Annotated in this window: 15 protein-coding genes; 2 read left to right on the forward strand and 13 right to left on the reverse strand. The window is 74.1% G+C overall.

What is annotated here, in order from left to right; translation table 11 throughout:
* Positions 1 to 397: 397 nt before the first annotated feature.
* From cysS to C7Y72_RS16255, 9 genes are all read right to left on the reverse strand, one after another.
* Positions 398 to 1,780, reverse strand: coding sequence for a cysteine--tRNA ligase (gene cysS / locus C7Y72_RS16215; RefSeq protein ID WP_107570218.1), 1,383 nt, complete (start codon positions 1,778 to 1,780; stop codon positions 398 to 400).
* A gap of 15 nt (positions 1,781 to 1,795) precedes the next feature.
* Positions 1,796 to 3,418 carry a Na+/H+ antiporter gene (locus C7Y72_RS16220; RefSeq protein ID WP_107570219.1) on the reverse strand — a complete coding sequence of 541 codons (1,623 nt, stop codon included), beginning with the start codon at positions 3,416 to 3,418 and terminating at the stop codon, positions 1,796 to 1,798.
* A gap of 4 nt (positions 3,419 to 3,422) precedes the next feature.
* Entirely contained in the window at positions 3,423 to 3,914 is a 492-nt protein-coding gene (gene ispF / locus C7Y72_RS16225; RefSeq protein ID WP_107570220.1) for a 2-C-methyl-D-erythritol 2,4-cyclodiphosphate synthase, read from the reverse strand.
* On the reverse strand, positions 3,914 to 4,747 hold the full coding sequence (locus C7Y72_RS16230; RefSeq protein ID WP_107570221.1) for a histidinol-phosphatase: 834 nt from the start codon (positions 4,745 to 4,747) through the stop codon (positions 3,914 to 3,916). Before C7Y72_RS16230 ends, ispF begins: the two co-directional genes overlap by 1 nt.
* The gene (ispD, locus tag C7Y72_RS16235) at positions 4,747 to 5,427 is read right to left on the reverse strand and encodes a 2-C-methyl-D-erythritol 4-phosphate cytidylyltransferase (protein ID WP_107570222.1); all 681 of its coding nucleotides are present in this window, start codon (positions 5,425 to 5,427) and stop codon (positions 4,747 to 4,749) included. The genes C7Y72_RS16230 and ispD overlap by 1 nt, the downstream gene beginning before the upstream one ends.
* 57 nt (positions 5,428 to 5,484) lie before the next feature.
* The gene (locus C7Y72_RS16240; protein WP_233243904.1) at positions 5,485 to 6,123 is read right to left on the reverse strand and encodes a CarD family transcriptional regulator; all 639 of its coding nucleotides are present in this window, start codon (positions 6,121 to 6,123) and stop codon (positions 5,485 to 5,487) included.
* Positions 6,120 to 7,232 (reverse strand): DNA integrity scanning diadenylate cyclase DisA, encoded by a 1,113-nt coding sequence (gene disA, locus C7Y72_RS16245; protein ID WP_107570223.1) that lies wholly within the window; start codon positions 7,230 to 7,232, stop codon positions 6,120 to 6,122. Before disA ends, C7Y72_RS16240 begins: the two co-directional genes overlap by 4 nt.
* A 33-nt stretch (positions 7,233 to 7,265) precedes the next feature.
* Complete coding sequence (gene radA, locus C7Y72_RS16250) at positions 7,266 to 8,660, reverse strand: DNA repair protein RadA (RefSeq protein WP_107570224.1); 1,395 nt, start codon at positions 8,658 to 8,660, stop codon at positions 7,266 to 7,268.
* A gap of 219 nt (positions 8,661 to 8,879) precedes the next feature.
* A complete protein-coding gene (locus tag C7Y72_RS16255) occupies positions 8,880 to 10,043 on the reverse strand; it encodes a PLP-dependent transferase (RefSeq protein ID WP_431844377.1) in 1,164 nt (387 codons plus the stop codon).
* On the opposite strand from C7Y72_RS16255, the gene C7Y72_RS16260 reads away from it, so the two are divergent.
* Positions 9,996 to 10,505 (forward strand): RDD family protein, encoded by a 510-nt coding sequence (locus tag C7Y72_RS16260; protein WP_107570226.1) that lies wholly within the window; start codon positions 9,996 to 9,998, stop codon positions 10,503 to 10,505. The genes C7Y72_RS16255 and C7Y72_RS16260 overlap by 48 nt on opposite strands.
* A gap of 15 nt (positions 10,506 to 10,520) precedes the next feature.
* Here C7Y72_RS16260 and C7Y72_RS16265 read toward each other — a convergent pair whose 3' ends face one another.
* Positions 10,521 to 10,898: a cyclic nucleotide-binding domain-containing protein gene (locus C7Y72_RS16265; RefSeq protein ID WP_154734795.1), complete on the reverse strand. Its 378-nt coding sequence runs from the start codon at positions 10,896 to 10,898 to the stop codon at positions 10,521 to 10,523.
* A 135-nt stretch (positions 10,899 to 11,033) separates the two neighbouring features.
* On the opposite strand from C7Y72_RS16265, the gene C7Y72_RS16270 reads away from it, so the two are divergent.
* Complete coding sequence (locus tag C7Y72_RS16270; RefSeq protein ID WP_107570228.1) at positions 11,034 to 14,243, forward strand: MDR family MFS transporter/patatin-like phospholipase family protein; 3,210 nt, start codon at positions 11,034 to 11,036, stop codon at positions 14,241 to 14,243.
* 71 nt (positions 14,244 to 14,314) lie between these two features.
* Here the strand turns inward: C7Y72_RS16270 and C7Y72_RS16275 are convergent, their stop codons facing one another.
* The 3 genes from C7Y72_RS16275 to C7Y72_RS16280 all read right to left on the reverse strand — a co-directional run bounded on the left by C7Y72_RS16275 (position 14,315) and on the right by C7Y72_RS16280 (position 18,241).
* Positions 14,315 to 16,936 (reverse strand): ATP-dependent Clp protease ATP-binding subunit, encoded by a 2,622-nt coding sequence (locus C7Y72_RS16275; RefSeq protein WP_107570229.1) that lies wholly within the window; start codon positions 16,934 to 16,936, stop codon positions 14,315 to 14,317.
* Positions 16,936 to 17,097, reverse strand: coding sequence for a hypothetical protein (locus C7Y72_RS23420; protein WP_154734793.1), 162 nt, complete (start codon positions 17,095 to 17,097; stop codon positions 16,936 to 16,938). The genes C7Y72_RS16275 and C7Y72_RS23420 overlap by 1 nt, the downstream gene beginning before the upstream one ends.
* Positions 17,098 to 17,215: 118 nt before the next feature.
* Positions 17,216 to 18,241: a mechanosensitive ion channel family protein gene (locus C7Y72_RS16280; protein ID WP_107570230.1), complete on the reverse strand. Its 1,026-nt coding sequence runs from the start codon at positions 18,239 to 18,241 to the stop codon at positions 17,216 to 17,218.
* Positions 18,242 to 18,301: the final 60 nt, after the last annotated feature.

The raw sequence follows: 18,301 nt of genomic DNA on the forward strand, positions 1-18,301 counted from the left end.
TCGGGAGCCGTGCGCTCCTCGCCCCAGGACCGGCCGCCCGGTCCCCGCGCCTCGCCGTCGGGACGTCCACCGCCGCGCCCGGCCGGACCGCCACGGCCCGGACCACCACCGGGACCGCCCGGCCGTCCGCCCGGCGCTCCCGCGCCACCGGGACGACCGCCGCCCCGGGGCCCCGCCGCGCCGCCACGACCCCCAGAGCCGCCGCCGCGCGCGCCGCCACCGCCGCCGGCACCGCCGCGGCCGCCCGGCGAGCCGCCGGAGCGTCCCGCGCCCGGGGCGCCGCCACGACCGCCTGCACCACCACCACGGCCTCCGGCACCGCCGGAGCGTCCGCCGCCCGACCCGCCGCCGCGGCCCGACCCGCCCCGTCCGCCGCCACCCCGGCCCGCGGCCGCCATCACGCGCCCCGCACGAGCTCGGCGCCGCCGGCCCCGTCGCGCACGACCCAGCCGCGCGCGGCGAGCTCGTCGCGCAGCCGGTCCGCCAGCGCCCAGTCCCGTGCCGCGCGCGCCTCCTCGCGCCGGGCCAGCAGCGCCGCGGCCTCCGCGTCCGGCCCGTCGCCGTCGCCCGCGGCGTCCAGGACGTTCGCGAGCCCGAGCACGTCGAGCATCGCCCGCAGGTCGTCCGCGCCGACCGCCTCGCCGGCGTCCAGGCGCCGGTTGGCCTCGCGCACCCAGGCGAACACGGCGGCGAGCGCCTCGGGCGTCGTGAAGTCGTCGGCGAGGGCGGCGAAGAACCGCTCCCGCTCGCCCGCGAGGTCGGCGGGCGACGCGCCGGGCGTCAGGCGGCGGCCGAGCTCGCGCAGGCGGCGGACCGTGGCCTGCGCCTGCTCCATCGCCTCGGGCGTGTACTTCAGCGGCTGGCGGTAGTGGGCGCTGCAGAAGAACGCGATGACCGCGTCGCGGCCGTAGCGCTCGAGCACGTCGGGCAGCAGGGCGATGTTGCCGGCGCTCTTGGACATCTTGTCGTCCTCGCCGCCCCCGGCCATCTGCAGCATCCCGTTGTGCATCCAGATCCGGGCGAGCTCCTCGCCGCGGCCCGCGCGGGTCTGCGCCGCCTCGTTCTCGTGGTGGGGGAACGTCAGGTCGTTGCCGCCGCCGTGGATCTCGAAGCCGAGGCCGAGGATCTCCTCCGCCATCGCCGAGCACTCGATGTGCCAGCCCGGACGGCCGCGGCCCCAGGGGGCGTCCCAGGCGGTGTCCTCCCCCGGCTTCTGCGCCTTCCACAGCGCGAAGTCCAGCGGGTCCTCCTTGAGGTGCAGGCCGTCCCCGCCCTCCCCCTGGTTCATGTCGTCGACCTGGCGGTGCGACAGCGACCCGTAGTCGCCGTCGGCGCGGACGCGGAAGTAGACGTCGCCCTCGGCGGCGTAGGCGGCCCCGCGCTCGATCAGCGCGGCGATCAGGTCGACGATCCCGTCGATCGTGTCGACGACCTTCGGCTCGTGGTCGGGCCGGCCGAGCCCGAGGCCGTCGGTGTCGGCCTCGTAGTGCGCGGTCATCTCGGCGGCGAGCTGCTCGCTGGGGACCCCGGCGGCCGTCGCGGCGGCGTAGATCTTGTCGTTGACGTCGGTGACGTTCGCGACGAACGTCACCGCGTAGCCCTCGTGCTGCAGGAACCGCTTGAGCAGGCTGAAGACGACGAACGGCCGCGCGTTGCCGAGGTGGATGCGCGCGTACACCGTGGGTCCGCAGGCGTAGATCCCGACCTTCCCGGGCTCCCGGGGCTCGAGCCGGGCCAGGCGCCCGGACTTCGTGTCGTGCAGGTGGATCTCGCGCGGCATGACCCCCGATGATGCCTAGATCTCCAGGCGGGTGTGCTCCAGGTCGAGGTCGTACATGATCCGCCGCATCACCTCGTCGTCGATCTCCCCGCGGTTGCGCAGGCGGATGATCTCGGCGTACTCCGCGTCGAGCACCTCGCGGCGCAGCCGCTGGTAGGCGAGCGAGCCGCGCTCGATGTCGCCGTCGTCCTCGTCGTCGAAGCGCGCCTCGAAGCGGCGGATGCGGAACTCGTACAGGCCGCGCATGCGCTGGTGGGTCGGCCGGCGCACCCAGTCCTCGGCCTCGAGCTGCTCCAGCCGCTCCAGCGCGGCGCGGGCGGCGGCGATCCGCGCCCGGGCCTCGTGCTCGGCGTGGCGTGAGCCGTCCTCCTCCACCCCGAGCCAGCGGATCACGTACGACAGCGACAGCCCCTGCACGAGCAGCGTCGCCATGATCACCGCGTAGGTGCAGAAGACGACGATCTCGCGGCCGGGGAGCGCCTCGCCCGCGTCGGTCTCCAGTGGGATGGCGAGCGCCGCGGCGAGCGAGACCGCGCCGCGCATGCCGGTCCAGCTGACGAGCAGCGGGTACTGCCACGGCGGCGTGCGCCGGGCCGGACGCCCGGAGCGGGGCCGCCAGAGCTTCTGCGGCAGGTAGGTCATCGGGAAGACCCAGACGAACCGCAGCACCACGACCGCGGCCGTGACCGCGAACGCGTACCAGGCGAGCTCGAGCGCCCCGTAGCCCTCGAGGCCCTCGACGACCGCGGGCAGCTGCAGGCCGAGCAGCACGAACAGCATCGCGTTGAGGACGAAGACGACGATCTCCCAGACCGCGAACGCCTGGATCCGCGTCTGCGGCGTGATCAGGTGCGGCGAGCGGAAGCCGAGGAAGATGCCCGAGACGACGGCGGCGAGCACCGCGGACACCCCGGCGGCCTCCGCGGGCAGGTACGCGAAGTACGGGGTGAGCAGCGAGATCGTGATCTCGGTCGGCGCGTCGTCCAGACGGGCGCGCAGCTGCGCGACGAGCCAGCCGACGGCGAGGCCGATCGCCACGCCGGCGACCGCCCCCCAGACGAAAGCGCCGGAGGCCTCCATCAGCGAGAAGCTGCCGCCCGCCGCCGCGGCGACCGCGAACTTGAAGCAGATCAGGGCGGTCGAGTCGTTCACGAGCGACTCGCCCTCGACGATCGACACGAACCGCCGCGGCGCCCCCACCCGGCCCGCGATCGCCGTCGCCGCCACCGGGTCCGTCGGGGAGAGCACCGCGCCGAGCACGAACGCCGCCTCCCACGACAGGCCGTCGATGATCGTGTGCGCGACGACGGCGACGCCGAGCACCGTGATGATCACGGCGCCGACCGCGAGCAGCGCGATCGGCTGCACGTTCTCGCGCAGGTCGCTGAGCGACGAGAAGAACGCCGCCGAGTACAGCAGCGGCGGCAGCGCGATCACGAGCACGAGCTCGGGGGCGAGCTCGACCTCGGGGATGCCGGGCACGAGCGCCAGCAGGGCTCCGCCGACGACGAGCAGGATCGGGTAGGGCAGCGCGGTCCGGTACGCGGCGAGCAGCAGGACCGCGACGGCGACGAGGATCCCGAGGAGCTGGAGGTCGAACGCGGCCCCGCCCTCGGTGGCGGCGAGCAGCCCGCTCATCGGCCTAGACGGGGACGCAGGTGACGACCGCCTGCGCGACGGCGCCCTCGCCGCGGCCGACGGGCCCCATGCCCTCGCCGCGGGTGGCCTTGACGTTCACGGCGTCCTCGCCGACCCCGAGGCCCGCCGCGAGGTTCGCGCGCATCGCGGGCTTGTACGGCAGCAGCTTCGGGCGCTCCAGCAGCACGGTGGCGTCGGCGTGGACCGGGCGCCAGCCCGCGGCCGCGCACCGCGCCACCGTCTCGCGCAGCAGCACCATCGAGTCCGCGCCGCGGAACGCCTCGTCGGTGTCGGGGAAGTGCTCGCCGATGTCGCCGAGCCCGGCGGCGCCGAGCAGCGCGTCGATCACCGCGTGGGTGAGCACGTCGGCGTCGGAGTGGCCGTCGAGGCCCAGCTCCGACGGGACGGTGACCCCGCCGAGGACCAGCGGCCGGCCGGCGACGAGCCGGTGCGTGTCCCAGCCAATGCCCGTGCGCGGGACGGCGGCGTCGGGCATCAGGTCGGCCCGATCTCCACGAGCGTCCGCTCGCGACCGGAGAACACGCACAGCTCGGTCACGCCGACGGAGGCCAGCAGCTCCTGCGCCTGGTCGTAGCCGTGGGCGACGTGCTCGGGAACGTGCGCGTCGGAGGACAGCGCGACCGGGACCCCGGCGTCCACGAGCATCTCCAGGAACGCCAGCGACGGGTAGATCTCGCCGACGGGCTTGCGCAGGCCGGCGGTCGACAGCTCGAACGCGGCGCCGCCCTCGACGATCCCCTCGAGCGCGATCTCGTAGTAGTAGCGCAGGTCCCTGTCGGGCCACGGACGCGTCTGCCCCCAGACCTTCACGAGGTCCGGGTGGGCCATGACGTCGAACATGCCGCTGGCGGCCGCCTGCCCGAGCACCTCGAAGTAGCGGCGCCAGACCTTGTCGGCGTTGTCGGCCCGGGTCCACACGTCGTACTTGTCGTAGTCGACGGCGTCGTCGCCGAGGAAGTGCACGGAGCCGATGACGTAGTCCCACGGCCGCCCGTCCAGGAGGTTGGCCATCCGGTCCTCGCGGCCGGGGATGAAGTCGGCCTCGATCCCGAGCTTCAGGTCGGTCTCCTCGCGCACGAAGGCGCAGTACGCGTCGAGGTCGTCGAACGCGCTGTCGCGCCAGTACTCGTGGTCCCACACGTCGAGGGCCTGCACGAAGCGGTACACGTGCTCGCTGACGCCGAGCTCGGCGACGCCGCGGTCGGAGGCCGCCTCGCGGAAGCGGTCGACGTTGGTCGTCGTGAAGTAGCGGGACGACGGCGTGTCGGGACCGTCGGGGCGCAGGTGGACGTGGTAGTCGGTGAGCATCAGGGGGTGGCGGCCTCGCGGGCGGTGAGGAGCAGCTCGGCGAGCTGCAGGTCCTCGGGGGTCGTGACCTTCAGGTTCGTGCGCGGTGATGGTACGAGGACGACGGTCCCGCCCGCCGCCTCGACGAGCGAGGCGTCGTCGGTCGCGGCCGCGAGCACCGCGTCGGGCTGGGCCAGGACGCGCTCGAGGACCGACCGGCGGAACACCTGCGGGGTCTGCACCGCCCACAGCCGCGAGCGGTCGAGCGTCCCGGCGACCCGGACCTGCCCGTCGACCCGGTCGGCCTCCTTGACCGTGTCGGTCACCGCCGCGGCGGCGATCGCCGCGTCGACGGACGGGTCCTCCATCGCCGCCAGGCAGTCCGCGACGATCGCCGCCGTGAGCAGCGGCCGTGCGGCGTCGTGCACGAGGACGAGCTCCGCCTGCGCGGGCGCGGCCGCGAGCGCGTTGCGGACCGAGTGCGAGCGCTCCGCCCCACCGGGGACGGTGCGGACCCCGTCGGCGGCGAACGGCGTGTCGGCCGGCAGCGCGACGACGACGTCGTCGACCGTCGCGCGGAGGACCTCGAGGCTCCATCGGAGCATCGGGCGGCCCCCCAGCACGACGAACGCCTTGGGCCCGTCGGACCCAAGGCGCTCACCCTTGCCGGCGGCCACGACGAGCGCGACCGTGGCGGTCATCCGGGGCGGCGGAGGCGGCCGTCGGGCCGCCGTGGCTGGGTCCCGGTCCTCACGGCCTCAGCCCTTGGCGCCGATCTTCTCGCCGGCGGACTCGGCGAGCAGCGCGTCGAGGTGCGCCTCCGCCTCGTCCTCGGTCTTGTCGAGCGCGTACATCAGCTCGGACGCGAGGATCTTCTTCGCGCGGGTGAACATCTGCTTCTCGCCCGTGGACAGGCCCTTCTCGTGCTCGCGCAGCGCGAGGTTGCGGACGACCTCGGCGAGCTCGTAGATGTCGCCGGTCTTGATCTTGTCGCGGTTGTGCTTGAACCGGCGGTTCCAGTTCTTGGGCATCTCGGACACGTCGTCCTGCAGCACGCCCAGCACCTTCTGCACGGTCTCCTCGTCGATCACGCGACGCAGGCCCGCGATCCCGGCGTTCTCGCACGGGACCATCACGGTCATGTCGTTGTGGAGGATCTTGATGGTGAGGTACTCACGCTCCTCACCGAACATCTTGCGCAGCTCCTTCTTGAGGACCTTGCCCGCGCCGTGGTGCGGGTAGACGACGTTGTCGCCACACTCGAACTCGATGTTCTCGATGACATCGGGCTCGAGGTCCTCGAGCAGCTCCGCCTCGTTCAGCTCCGTCTCGGAAATGGTGATCTCTCCTTGGAATGTCAGCCGGTCGCGGGGGTCCGCGGCCGGGTACGGCGTCACGTCTGCAGGTACCGGTCCACGAGGTTGATCTCCTGAAGCCGGCGAAGGCCCTCGCGGATCTCCTTCGCCCGCATCTCGCCCACACCCTCGACGGATTCCAGCTCCGCGTCGGTGGCGGCGAGCATCTCGTCGAGCCCGCCGAACTCCTGCACGATCTGCTGGACGACCAGCTTCGGCAGGCGTGGGATGCGCCCGAGGATCCGGTAGCCGCGGGGCGACACCGGATAGTCGAGCGTGTTGAGCTTGCGGTCGTACCCCATGACCTCGCCGAGCCGGCCGAAGTCGAGGAGGTCCTGGTGCGGCAGGCGACCGATCTGGTCCAGCGCTGCCGCGAAGGCGTCGTCGGTGTGCTCGGCGAGGTAGTCGTGCACGAGCGCGGACTTGTCCGCGGCGGTGCCGACCATCGTCTCCTCGAGCTGCATCTCGATGAGACGGCCCTCGGTGCCGAGCTCGACGATGTAGCGCTCGATCTCGACCGCCATGCGGGTGACGAGCTCGGAGCGCTGCAGGACCGTGAGGACGTCGTGGAGCGTCGCGCCGCCCTCGAACTCCAGGGCGGTGAGGCGCGTGGAGACCTGGTCCAGGCGGGTGCGGTACTTGTCGAGGGTCGCGAGCGCCTGGTTGGCCTTCGCGAGCACCACGGGGATGTCCTCGAGGATGTACTTCGCGCCGTCGACGTAGAGCGAGACGACCTCGCGGCGCTGCGAGATCGCGATCACCAGCGCGTCGGTCTGCTTGGAGACGCGTTCGGCGGTGCGGTGGCGGGTGCCGGTCTCCAGCGAGAGGATCGTCGGGTCCGGCATCAGCTGGACGTTCGCCATCGCGATCTTCGTCGCGTTCGCGTTCAGCGTGATGCCGCCGTCCATCTTCGCCACCTGGTAGAGCAGCGCGGGCGTGTAGTCGACGTCGAGCTTGATGCCGCCCGAGAACAGGAAGCTGAGCTCGTCCGTGTCGCCGATGACGATGAGGCCGCCGGTGCGCGCGTGGAGGATGTTGTCGAGGCCCTCGCGGAGCGCGGTGCCCGGCGCGACCATCTCCAGCGCCTTCACGAGGCGAGGTTCTTGACGACCCTCGAGCTCGTTCGGGTCATCGCTGGAACGCTGCGCCATCACGGCGATTCTACCAGGGAATCCGCATTTCCCTTAGCTCGTCTTGAGATTCGGCGCCGGGGCCCCGAGCGCCGCCTTCAGCGCCTGCCGCAGCGTCGGCGCCGACTCGGGCGAGATCACGGGGTCCAGGCCGAACTTGCGCGCCTCCTGGCGGCGCCGGTCGCCGTGGCCGACGCTGCGCAGCTCACCGGTGAGCCCGACCTCCCCGAAGCACGCGAGCGGCAGCGGCCGGTCCTCGCCCCCGGCGGTGACGCCGCGCGCCGCGCTGGCGACCGCGAGCGCGACCGCGAGGTCCGCCCCGGGCTCGTCGACGCGGACCCCGCCGACGACGTTGACGAAGACGTCGGCGGTGCCGGTCCCGACCCCCGCGTGGCGGCCCAGGACGGCGAGCACGAGCGCCAGCCGGTTGCGGTCGATGCCGTTGCAGACGCGTCGCGGCGGCACGATCTCGCTCGGCGACACGAGCGCCTGCACCTCCACGAGCAGCGGCCGCGTGCCCTCCATGGCGGCGAGCACGACGCTGCCGGGCTTGCGGGTCGCCTCCCCGACGAAGCGGGCGCTGGGGTCGAGCACCTCGACGAGGCCGCCCTGCGCCATCTCGAACACGCCGGTCTCGTTCGTCGACCCGAAGCGGTTCTTCAGGGCACGCAGGGTCCGGTAGGTCCGCTCGCGCTCCCCCTCGAACTGCAGGACGCAGTCGACGAGGTGCTCGAGCACCCGCGGGCCGGCGAGCGCGCCCTCCTTCGTGACGTGGCCGACGAGGAACACCGCGGTCCCCTGCCCCTTGGCGACGGCCATGATGCGGGATGCGACCTCGCGGACCTGGCCGACCGACCCCGGCGCGCCGCTGAGCTCGGCGGCGTGGAGGGTCTGGACCGAGTCGATGACGCAGACGTCGGGCTTCTCGGCCACGAGCGTGGCCAGCACGGTGTCGAGGTCGGTCTCGGCGAGGACCGGCACGTCCAGGGCGGCGCAGCCCTCCGTCTCCAGGCGCTCCGCGCGCAGCCGGATCTGGGCGGCGGACTCCTCACCCGACACGTAGAGCGTCCGGCGGCCGGCCGCCGCGAGATGCCCCATGACCATGTTCGTCAGCGTCGACTTGCCGATGCCCGGCGAGCCGCCCAGCAGCACGAGCGAGCCCGGGACGATGCCGCCGCCCAGGACCCGGTCGAGCTCGCCGATCCCGGCGGGCAGCCGTGCGACACGGACCTGCTCGACCTCGCGCAGCGGCCGGACCGCGACGGCACCGGCCGTGCCCGCGGCGCCGCGGGCCGCCGACCGGGAGCCGCCCGCGCGACCGGTCAGGGCGGCGACGGGCCGCTCCTCGACCAGCGTGTTCCACGCCCCGCAGCCGGGGCACTGCCCCATCCATCGGGGCTCGCTGTGCCCGCAGTCGCTGCAGACGTGGAGGGTGGCGGTGCGGGGCATGGCCCGCACACGGTAGGCCTCGGCCCCGACGGGACGGGCCCGTCAGGTCGCGATGAGGCCGATCAGAGGCCCGGGCCGCCGATGAGGGCGGCGAGGACGCCGAACACGCCGCAGACGGCGACGAGGACGGCGAGGGATGTTCCGCTCTGGGTGCGCATCTGAACTACCAACGGACGGGGTGCCCCGAAGTTCCGCTGCACAAACGCGGTCTCGCGAGCGTCAGCCCGCCAGGTCCAGGGCGGCGAGCACGTCGGCGACGACGTCGGCGGTGGCCTCGACGCCGACGCTCAGCCGGATCCAGCCCTCCGCGACCGCGTCCGTGCCCCACCGCGCGCGCCGCTCGGCGCTCGAGTGCACGCCGCCGAAGCTCGTCGCCTCCGCCACCAGCCGGCAGTGCCCGAGGAACGCGCGGGCCGTCGCCGCGTCGCGCAGCGTGAAGCACACCACCGGCCCGACCTGCGGCCAGCGGACGTCGGTGACGTCCTCGCGTCCGCGCAGCGCCGCGACGAGCGCTCGGGCCGTGTCCTCCTGGCGGGCGGTCCGCACCCCGAGCGTGGCGAGCGAGCGGTGCGCGAGCCACGCCTCGACCGCGCCCGGGATCGCGCCGACCGTCGTGCGCCACGCCCGCAGGGCCGCGAGCCGCACGGGATCGCGGACGGTCACGGTGCCGAGCACCAGGTCGGAGTGGCCCGTCAGCTGCTTGGAGGCGCTGAGCATGCTGACGTCGGCCCCGAGCTCCAGCGGCCGGACCCGCAACGGCCCGGCGAGCGTGTTGTCGACGAGCAGCACGGCACCGGCGGCGTGGACGTCGGCGGCCAGCGGCGCGAGGTCGAGGACGTCGAGGCCCGGGTTGCTCGGGCTCTCCACCCAGACCGCGGTGGCGCCCGGGAGCGCGGCGCGGATCGCCGCCTCGTCGGTGGGCACGAGCCGGCACTCCACGCCGATCGGCTCGAGGTGGTCGTGGCAGACCGCACGCACGCCCGGGTAGGCGTCCGACGGGGCGACCAGCACGTCGCCGGGCCGCAGCGCGCTCAGCAGCGCGGCCGACAGCGCCGCCATCCCCGACGGGAACAGGACCGTGCTGCCGCCCTCGAGCTCGCCGACCGCGGCCTCGAAGGCCTCCCAGGTCGGCGTGGTGAAGCGCGCGTAGCCCTCGCGCGTGGGCAGCTCGGGGTCGCCGCGCAGGTGGAAGGGCGCCGCGAGCACCGGTCCGGGCAGGAACGGCGCGCCGTCGACGGGCGCCGGCAGGCCGGCGTGCACGACACGGGTCTCGGGATCGTCCACCCGGCACACCGTAGCTCGGCCGACCCGCGGCCGCCCGGCTAGGCTCCGGCCATGCCGCCCAGCGAGCCCGCCCGCGTCGGCCGCCGCGCCCTCGCGCACCTCCTCGACGTCCTCCTGCTGTCGGCCGTGCAGCTCGCGGTGTTCTTCGCGATCGCCGACCGGGGACCCGCCGACGGCGGCTCGGCCACCGGCGGCACGGGCGGTGTCGAGGCGAGCGCCACCGCGGAGATCACGCTCGGGGACGACCGCTGGTTCCTGGAGGGCGGAGCGGCGGCGCTGTACCTGCTCGGCGTCCTGGCCCTCTGGTCGCTGGTCTACGTGCTGCTCCAGGGCCGCACCGGGCAGACGCCCGGCAAGCGGCTGCTGGGTCTGCGCGTCGTGGACGAGGCGGGCACGCCGCCCGGTCCGGGCCGGTCCGCGATCCGCTCGCTGCTGTGGGTCGTCGACGCGTTCCCGTTCTTCGTGCCGTGGCTGACCGGCTTCCTCGTCGCCCGGGGCGACCGCGAGCGCCGGCAGCGGATCGGCGACCGCGTGGCGCGCACGTTCGTCGTGCGCGCCTGACGCGGCGCCGTCGCGCTAGGCGTGGTCCTTGCGCTCGGAGATGAGCGCCTTGAGCTTCTCGGCCACCGACGGGGCGGCCTTCGCGAGCTTCTTCGCGTCCCAGCGGTCGAGCGTGACGAGCAGCATCGACGAGGTCGCGGTGACCGTCGCGCTGCGCTGGCTGCGCTCCAGGACCCCCATCTCGCCGATGATGTCGCCCGGCCCGAGCTCGGCGATGACGGTGCCGCCGCGCTCGACCTTGGCGGTCCCCTCCTCGATCGCCAGGAGCTCGTAGCTGTAGTCCCCCTCGCGCACGAGCTCCTTGCCCGCCGGAACCGAGACCTCCGCGGCGAGCCCGGCGACCGCCTCGAGCTCCGCCTCGCTGAGGTCCGCCAGGACCGGGATCCCCTTCAACCGTGCTGCGTCCACTGCGTCTCCCTCGATGTCGAACCTGAACGACCGAATCCTCGCTCATCGGGCGGTCGGTTGTGAAGTCGGGCCCGTCGGCGCACCCACGGCCCGGCGCACCGGCTCTAGACTCGCGGCCAGGTGGGGACCCGCAGGGACGAGATCAGCACGCCGGTCGGCGGCCACGCGCGCGCGACCGCGTCGGCGGGACGGGTGCTGGTCGTCTCCTCGCTCGGGGCGACGCTCGCGTTCGTCGACGCCACCGTCGTGAACGTCGCCTTCCCGGACATCGCGCGCGACCTCGGCGGCCGCGACCTCGCGACCGTGTCCTGGGTCCTCAACGCGTACAACATCGTCTTCGCCGCGTTCCTCGTCACCGCGGGGCGCGTGGCCGACCTGCTCGGGCGCCGGCGGCTGTTCAGCGCCGGGATCGTGCTGTTCACGGGGGCGTCGGTGCTCTGCGCGCTCGCGCCCGGGCTCGGGTGGCTGATCGCCGCGCGGGTCCTGCAGGCGCTCGGCGCCGCGATCGTCGTGCCCGCCTCGCTGGCGCTCGTCGTCCACGCCTACCCGGCCGAGGAGCGCGCCCACGGCGTGGCGCTGTGGAGCGCGATCGCGGCGCTCGCCGCCGGGCTCGGCCCGACGATCGGCGGCCTGCTGGTCGAGCTCTCCGGCTGGCGTCTGGTGTTCCTCGTGAACCTCCCGATCGGCGCCCTGGCGCTCGTGCTCGCCCGGCGCACCCTGGTGGAGAACCGCGCCCCCGGCCGCCGCAGCCTCCCCGACCTCGCGGGGGCGTGCTGGCTGGCGGCGGCGATCGCGCTCGTGACGCTCGGGCTCGTCCGCGGCGAGGGCTGGGGCTGGACCGACCCGCGCACGCTCGCGAGCTTCGCGCTCGCCGCGGGGCTGCTGGCCGTCGTGCTGCGGCGCTGCCGCTGGCACCCGTCGCCGATGCTCGACCTCGACCTGCTGCGCGACCGCACGACCGCGATCGCGAACCTGCTGACGCTCGTCGGGGCGGCGGGCTTCTACGCGTACGTGCTCTGCAACGTCCTGTTCCTGACCGCGGCGTGGGACTACACCGTGCTCGAGGCGGGCCTCGCGCTCACGCCCGGCCCGTTCGTCGCCGCCGCGGTGGCACGCCCGGCCAGCCGCGTCGCGGAGCGGCTCGGGCCCGGACCGGTGCTCGCGGTCGGTGCCGCGACCTGGGCGGCCGGGGTGCTGCTGCTCGTGGAGGCCGTCGGGCCCGATCCGGCGTTCGTGCGCGCCTGGCTGCCCGCGATCCTCGTCCTGGGGGTCGGGGCGGGGATCACGTTCCCGGTGGTCGGGGCGACGGCGGTCGCGGGCGCCCCCGGGGACCGCTTCGGCAGCGCGACGGGGCTGAACGCGGTCGCCCGGCAGCTCGGCGCCGTGCTCGGCGTCGCGCTCGTCGTGGCCGTCCTGGGGGTGCCCGAGGGTGCCGCCCCGGACGTGACGCCCGCGTTCGACGACGGCTGGCGCCTGGCCGGACTGTGCTTCGTCGCGACCGCGCTCGGCGCCGTCCTGCTCGGGCGGGCCGTGCCGCTCGCGCCCGCCGCGGCACCGGCCGCGGCCCCGGTCACGCCCGCCGTCGCGCCGCGCGCCCGCGCGCCCCGCCCGGCCGCCCCCGCCCCGGTCGCCGCCGCCCCGGACGCCGACGACGACGCGCTCGCCGGCGTGGGCCTGCTCGCCGACCTCCCGGCGGACGTGCGCGAGCAGCTGCGCCCGCTGCTGCGTCGCCGGCTCGTCCGCGCCGGGGAGACGGTCCTGAGCCAGGGCGCACCGGCCGACGCCCTGCTGCTCGTGGCCTCCGGGCGGCTGGACGTCGTCAAGGACGGGCAGCCCGCCGGCGCCGTCGGACGCGGCGCGGTCCTGGGCGAGCTCGGCCTCCTGACGGGCGCGCCCCGCAGCGCCACCGTCGTCGCCCGACGCGACAGCGAGCTGCTCGAGCTGCCGCGCGCGGCGTTCCTCGCGCTGCTGGACCGCGAGCGGAGCGTCGAGCGGGCGCTGCTGCGCACGCTGGCCGCCCAGGTCGCCGCGCTCCCCGCCGCCCCGGCTCCCGCCTCCCCCGCGCGCTCCGGGACACTCGCGGTCGTCGAGCGGCACCCCACCGGCCTGCACGACGCGCTGCTCGACGCGGTCGCGCACGAGCTGACCGGGCACGGGCCCGTCGCGCGCCTGGGGCCCCGGGACGGGGGCACCGACCCGCGCGCCCGCCTGGACGCGCTCGAGCGCACCCACGGCACCGTCGTGCTGGCCGTGCCCCACGACGCGCCCGAGGCGTGGCGGACCTTCGTCACCCGGCACGCCGACCGCACCGTGCTGCTGGTCGACGCGGACCGGGACCCCGACCCGGCCGACGCGCGCACCGCGGGCGCCGGCCACCTCGTGCTCGTCGACGCCGCCCCGGGAGGCGCGGCGACGCGCTGGCGGGCCGCGCACCCCGGCTGGGCCCACCACCACGTCCGGCGCGCGGACCGCTCCGGCACGCTCGGGCGCGCCGCCCGCCGCATCGCGGGCACCTCGGTCGGCCTCGTGCTGTCCGGTGGCGGCGCCCGGGCCCTCGCCCACATCGGCGTGCTGGAGACGCTCGCGGCGCACGGCGTCGTGGTCGACCGCGTCGGCGGCTGCTCGTTCGGGGCGTTCGTCGGGGCACTGCTCGCCGACGGCCGCGGCCCCGCGGAGATCGACGCCGTCTGCTTCGAGGAGTTCGTCCGACGCCGCCCCGCCTCCGACTACACGCTCCCCCGCGTGGCGCTGGCGCGCGGACGGCGGCTGCGCGCGCTCGGCGACCGGCTGCTCCCCGGGCTCGTCGAGGACCTCCCGCTGAGCTTCTTCTGCAACTCCGCCGACCTGCAGAGCGGCGAGCTGCGCATCCACCGCGACGGCCCGGTCGCCGACGCGCTGCTGGCCAGCTCCGCCGTCCCCGGGCTGCTGCCGCCCGTCGCCAGCCACGGGCGGCTGCTCGTCGACGGCGGCGTCCTCAGCAACCTGCCCGTCCTGGAGATGCGCCGGTCGGGCGAGGGGCCGGTCATCGCCGTCGACGTGTCCTCGCGCTTCGATCCGAGCACCGCGCGCCCGCGCACGACCCGCCCGCGACGCGGTCGCGCACCCGAGGACGCCGACACGCTCCCGGCGATCGGCGACACGCTCACCAGCGGCCTGCTGCTGGGCAGCGTGGCGGAGCTCGAGGCCAACCGGCGCGCCGCCGACCTGCTCATCGAGCCGCGCCCCGACGGCGTCGGGCTGCTCGAGTTCCACCAGCTCGACCGGGCGATCGCCGCGGGCCGCGAGGCCGCCGAGCGCGCGCTCGCGGCCGCCCCGCCACCGGGGCGCTGAGCCCCACGACGACCGAGGGCGGCCCGTGCGGGCCGCCCTCGTGACGGAATCCTGCGGGAGCGGCGGGGCCGCTACTCGTCGCCGGCGGGCTCCTCGTCGGCCGTCGCGTCCGCCTCCGGGGCGTCCGCGACCGGGGCGTCCTCGCCCTCGGCGCCGACCGCCGCCGGCACCTTCTTCGGGTGCTTGGGCGCGATGACCGAGAGCTTCACCGGCTCCTCGTCCTCGCCGTCGCCGCCGCGGTCCACCATGACGGTGCCGCCCGGCTCCAGCTCGGCGCGGAGCACGAAGTCCGCGAGCGGATCCTCGATGTAGCGCTGGATCGCGCGGCGCAGCGGTCGGGCGCCCATCGACGGGTCCCAGCCCTTCTCGACCAGGTACTCCTTGGCCTCGTCGGACAGCTCCAGCTGCAGCTCCCGCTCCGCGAGGCTCTCGCGGATGCGGCGCAGGAGGAGCTCGACGATCGTCTTGATCTCGTCCTTCTGCAGCTTGTGGAAGACGATGACGTCGTCGATGCGGTTGATGAACTCGGGGCGGAAGACCTTCTTCAGCTCGCCCATCACCCGCGCCTTCATGTCGTCGTACGTCATGCCGTGGTCCTCGTCGCCGACGGAGAACCCGAGCGGGGTGTTCCGGGCGATCTCGGACGCACCGATGTTCGACGTCATGATCACGATGGCGTGACGGAAGTCGACCGTGCGGCCCTGGGAGTCGGTCAGGCGACCGTCCTCCAGGATCTGCAGGAGGATGTTGAAGACGTCCGGGTGCGCCTTCTCGATCTCGTCGAGCAGGAGCACGCAGTACGGCTTGCGCCGGACCGCCTCGGTGAGCTGGCCGCCCTCGTCGTAGCCGATGTAGCCGGGGGGCGAGCCGACGAGCCGCGAGACCGCGTGCTTCTCCATGTACTCGGACATGTCGATGCGGATCATCGAGTCCTCGTCGCCGAACAGGAACTCGGCGAGCGTGCGGGCCAGCTCGGTCTTGCCGACGCCGGACGGGCCGAGGAACACGAACGAGCCCGTCGGGCGCTTCGGGTCCTTCAGGCCGGCGCGGGACCGACGGATCGCCTTCGAGATGACCTCGACGGCGGCGTGCTGCCCGATGACCCGCTTGTGGAGCTCGTCCTCCATGCGCATGAGCTTCTGGGTCTCGGCCTCGGTGAGCTTGAAGACCGGGATGCCCGTCCACATCGAGACGATGTCGGCGATCTCCTCCTCGCCGATCGCGGGACGCTCCTGGCCCTCGGCCTCGCCGGCCTCCCACTGCTCCTCGAGCTCGCGCTTCTTGTTCGTCAGGCGCCGCTCGGCGTCGCGCAGCGACGCGGCCTTCTCGAACTCCTGCGCCTCGATCGACGCCTCCTTCTGGCGGCGCGTCGTCTCGATCTCCTCCTCGAGCTCCCGGTACACGGGCGGGGAGGTCATCGACTTGATGCGCATCCGCGAGGCGGCCTCGTCGATCAGGTCGATCGCCTTGTCCGGCAGCTGCCGGTCGGCGATGTACCGGTCGGCGAGCTCCGACGCGGCCTCGAGGGCCTCGTCGGTGATGTCGACCTTGTGGTGCTCCTCGTAGCGGTCGCGCAGGCCCTTGAGGATCTGCACGGTCTCGTCGATCGAGGGCTGCTCGACGCGGATCTGCTGGAAGCGACGCTCCAGCGCGGAGTCGCGCTCGAGGTACTTGCGGTACTCGTCGAGCGTCGTGGCGCCGACGGTCTGCAGCTCGCCGCGGGCGAGCGCCGGCTTGAGGATCGAGGCCGCGTCGATCGCGCCCTCGGCCGCGCCGGCACCGACGAGGTTGTGGATCTCGTCGATGAACAGGATGATGTCGCCGCGCTGGGTGATCTCCTTCATCACCTTCTTGAGGCGCTCCTCGAACTCGCCGCGGTACTTCGACCCGGCGACGAGCGCCGCGAGGTCGAGCGTGTAGATCTGCTTGCCCTTCAGCAGCTCCGGCACGTCGGCGTTCGTGATGCGCTGGGCGAGGCCCTCGACGACGGCGGTCTTGCCGACGCCCGGCTCGCCGATCAGCACCGGGTTGTTCTTCGTGCGGCGCGAGAGGATCTGCATGATCCGCTCGATCTCCTTCTCACGGCCGACCACGGGGTCGAGCTTGCCGTCGGAGGCGAGCTTCGTGAGGTTGCGCCCGAACTGGTCGAGCAGCTTGGAGCTCTTCTTGCCCTCGCCCTGGGCGGTGCCGGAGCCGGAGCCCGACCCGGAGCCCGAGCCGGAGGCCTGGCCCGCGCCGGAGCCCGAGCGGCGACCGCCGGGACCGGACAGCATGCGGATGACCTCGTTGCGGATCTTCTCGCTGTCGGCGTCGAAGTCGAGGAGGATCCGCGCGGCGACGCCCTCGTTCTCCCGGACGAGCCCGAGCAGGATGTGCTCGGTGCCGATGTAGTTGTGGCCGAGGCTGAGGGCCTCGCGGAGGGCGAGCTCGAGCACCTTCTTGGCGCGCGGGGTGAAGGGGATCTGCCCGGAGGTGACCTCCTCGCCCGAGCCGACGATCCGCACGACCTGTGCGCGGACGCGCTCGACGGTGATGTCGAGGCTCTCCAGGACGCGGGCCGCGAGACCCTCCTCCTCGCGCAGCAGGCCGAGCAGGATGTGCTCGGTCCCGATGTAGTTGTGCTTGAGCGTCCGCGCCTCTTCCTGCGCGAGAACGACGACCTGGCGGGCCCGTTCGGTGAATCGCTCGAACATCAGTGCTGATCCTTCCTGCTGGCGGCGTGCGGGTCGTCAGCGTGGCTTCGTGCGTGGTCCGGAACGTCGGGGGTGATCATGGGGACGCCGAGGCGCCCGTCACTCATGTATTCGGCCGCGAGGGCGCAAAGGATGAGTTCCGGGACCGGATCGACGCGCATGGGTCATCCTACCAACCGGCCTGCACCGGTCCGACATCTACCGCGGGGAGAGAACCCGCAACGTGCGGGTGGCCCGATCGGAGGGCGGCCGGCGCGCCAGCCCGGCCGCGCCACCCGCTCAGCGCGCGGCCGCCTCCTCGTCGGCGGGCCGGTGCCACACGGTCTGCTGCGGGAACGGGATCTCGATGCCCGCCGCGTCGAAGCCGGTCTTGATCTGCTCGCGCAGCATGCGGCTCACCCGGTACTGCTCCGACGGTCGCGTCTTGACGACGACCCGCAGCGTGATCCCGGAGGCGCCGAGCGCCTCGACGCCCCACACCGACGGCTGCTCCAGGATCGCCCGGTCGGCCTTCCAGGCCCGGTCGGCGACCTCCTGCAGCACCTCCTTGGCCTGCTCGAGGTCGGTGTCGTAGGCGACCTCGACGTCCAGCAGGGCCCGCGACCAGTGCTGGCTCTGGTTGCCCGCCCGGCGGATCTCGCCGTTGGGGACGTGCCAGACGGTCCCGTCGACGCTGCGCAGCCGCGTCGTGCGCAGCGACACCGCCTCGACCGTGCCGCTGGTCTCGTTGTCGAGGCTGACGATGTCGCCGACCCCGTACTGGTCCTCGATGAGGATGAAGATCCCCGAGAGGAAGTCCTTGACGAGGGTCTGCGAGCCGAAGCCGAGCGCGACGCCGACGATCCCGGCGCTGGCCAGCAGCGGCGCGAGGTCCACGCCCATCCGCCCGAGCGCGACGAACCCGGCGACGAGGAACACGACGAACGAGGCCACGCTCTGCAGCACGCCGCTGAGCGCGTCGATCCGCTGCTCGGCCCGCAGCGACGTCTCGCGCGTCTCGAGCAGCGCGTCCGGGGTCATCCGGCGCATCCGCCCGCCGACGCGCTCGGCGACCCCACCGGCGTGCAGGCGGCGCAGGAAGCCCTTGATCGAGCGGCGGATGATGCGGTTGGCGACCAGCGCGACGAGGAAGATGCCCAGGAGCGCCAGCGGGGTCCCGACGAACGTGTCGGCGAGCCCCGCCAGGGTGCGGTCCTCGGTGGCGTTCATCACCTCCCGGCACCAGAAGGAGGGGTCCTCGCCACAGGCACCACGCAGGCGGCCGGCGGACACCTCGGCGAGCGGGACGGACAGCGTCGAGAGCATCCCGGGAGGCGTTCCCGGAGTGCCCGTGCGCCCAAACGTCGGGCGCCGGGCGGCCCGCGA

The organism is Paraconexibacter algicola (assembly GCF_003044185.1).
GTDB classification, from domain to species: domain Bacteria; phylum Actinomycetota; class Thermoleophilia; order Solirubrobacterales; family Solirubrobacteraceae; genus Paraconexibacter; species Paraconexibacter algicola.

Coding starts and splice junctions, on each gene's coding strand:
- C7Y72_RS16260 (WP_107570226.1), top strand. CDS start 9,996: ATGCCGCCCAGCGAGCCCGCCCGCGTCGGCCGCCGCGCCCTCGCGCAC.
- C7Y72_RS16280 (WP_107570230.1), bottom strand. CDS start 18,241: ATGCTCTCGACGCTGTCCGTCCCGCTCGCCGAGGTGTCCGCCGGCCGC.
- C7Y72_RS16220 (WP_107570219.1), bottom strand. CDS start 3,418: ATGAGCGGGCTGCTCGCCGCCACCGAGGGCGGGGCCGCGTTCGACCTC.
- ispD (WP_107570222.1), bottom strand. CDS start 5,427: ATGACCGCCACGGTCGCGCTCGTCGTGGCCGCCGGCAAGGGTGAGCGC.
- disA (WP_107570223.1), bottom strand. CDS start 7,232: ATGGCGCAGCGTTCCAGCGATGACCCGAACGAGCTCGAGGGTCGTCAA.
- cysS (WP_107570218.1), bottom strand. CDS start 1,780: ATGCCGCGCGAGATCCACCTGCACGACACGAAGTCCGGGCGCCTGGCC.
- C7Y72_RS16275 (WP_107570229.1), bottom strand. CDS start 16,936: ATGTTCGAGCGATTCACCGAACGGGCCCGCCAGGTCGTCGTTCTCGCG.
- radA (WP_107570224.1), bottom strand. CDS start 8,660: ATGCCCCGCACCGCCACCCTCCACGTCTGCAGCGACTGCGGGCACAGC.
- ispF (WP_107570220.1), bottom strand. CDS start 3,914: ATGCCCGACGCCGCCGTCCCGCGCACGGGCATTGGCTGGGACACGCAC.
- C7Y72_RS16230 (WP_107570221.1), bottom strand. CDS start 4,747: ATGCTCACCGACTACCACGTCCACCTGCGCCCCGACGGTCCCGACACG.
- C7Y72_RS23420 (WP_154734793.1), bottom strand. CDS start 17,097: ATGCGCGTCGATCCGGTCCCGGAACTCATCCTTTGCGCCCTCGCGGCC.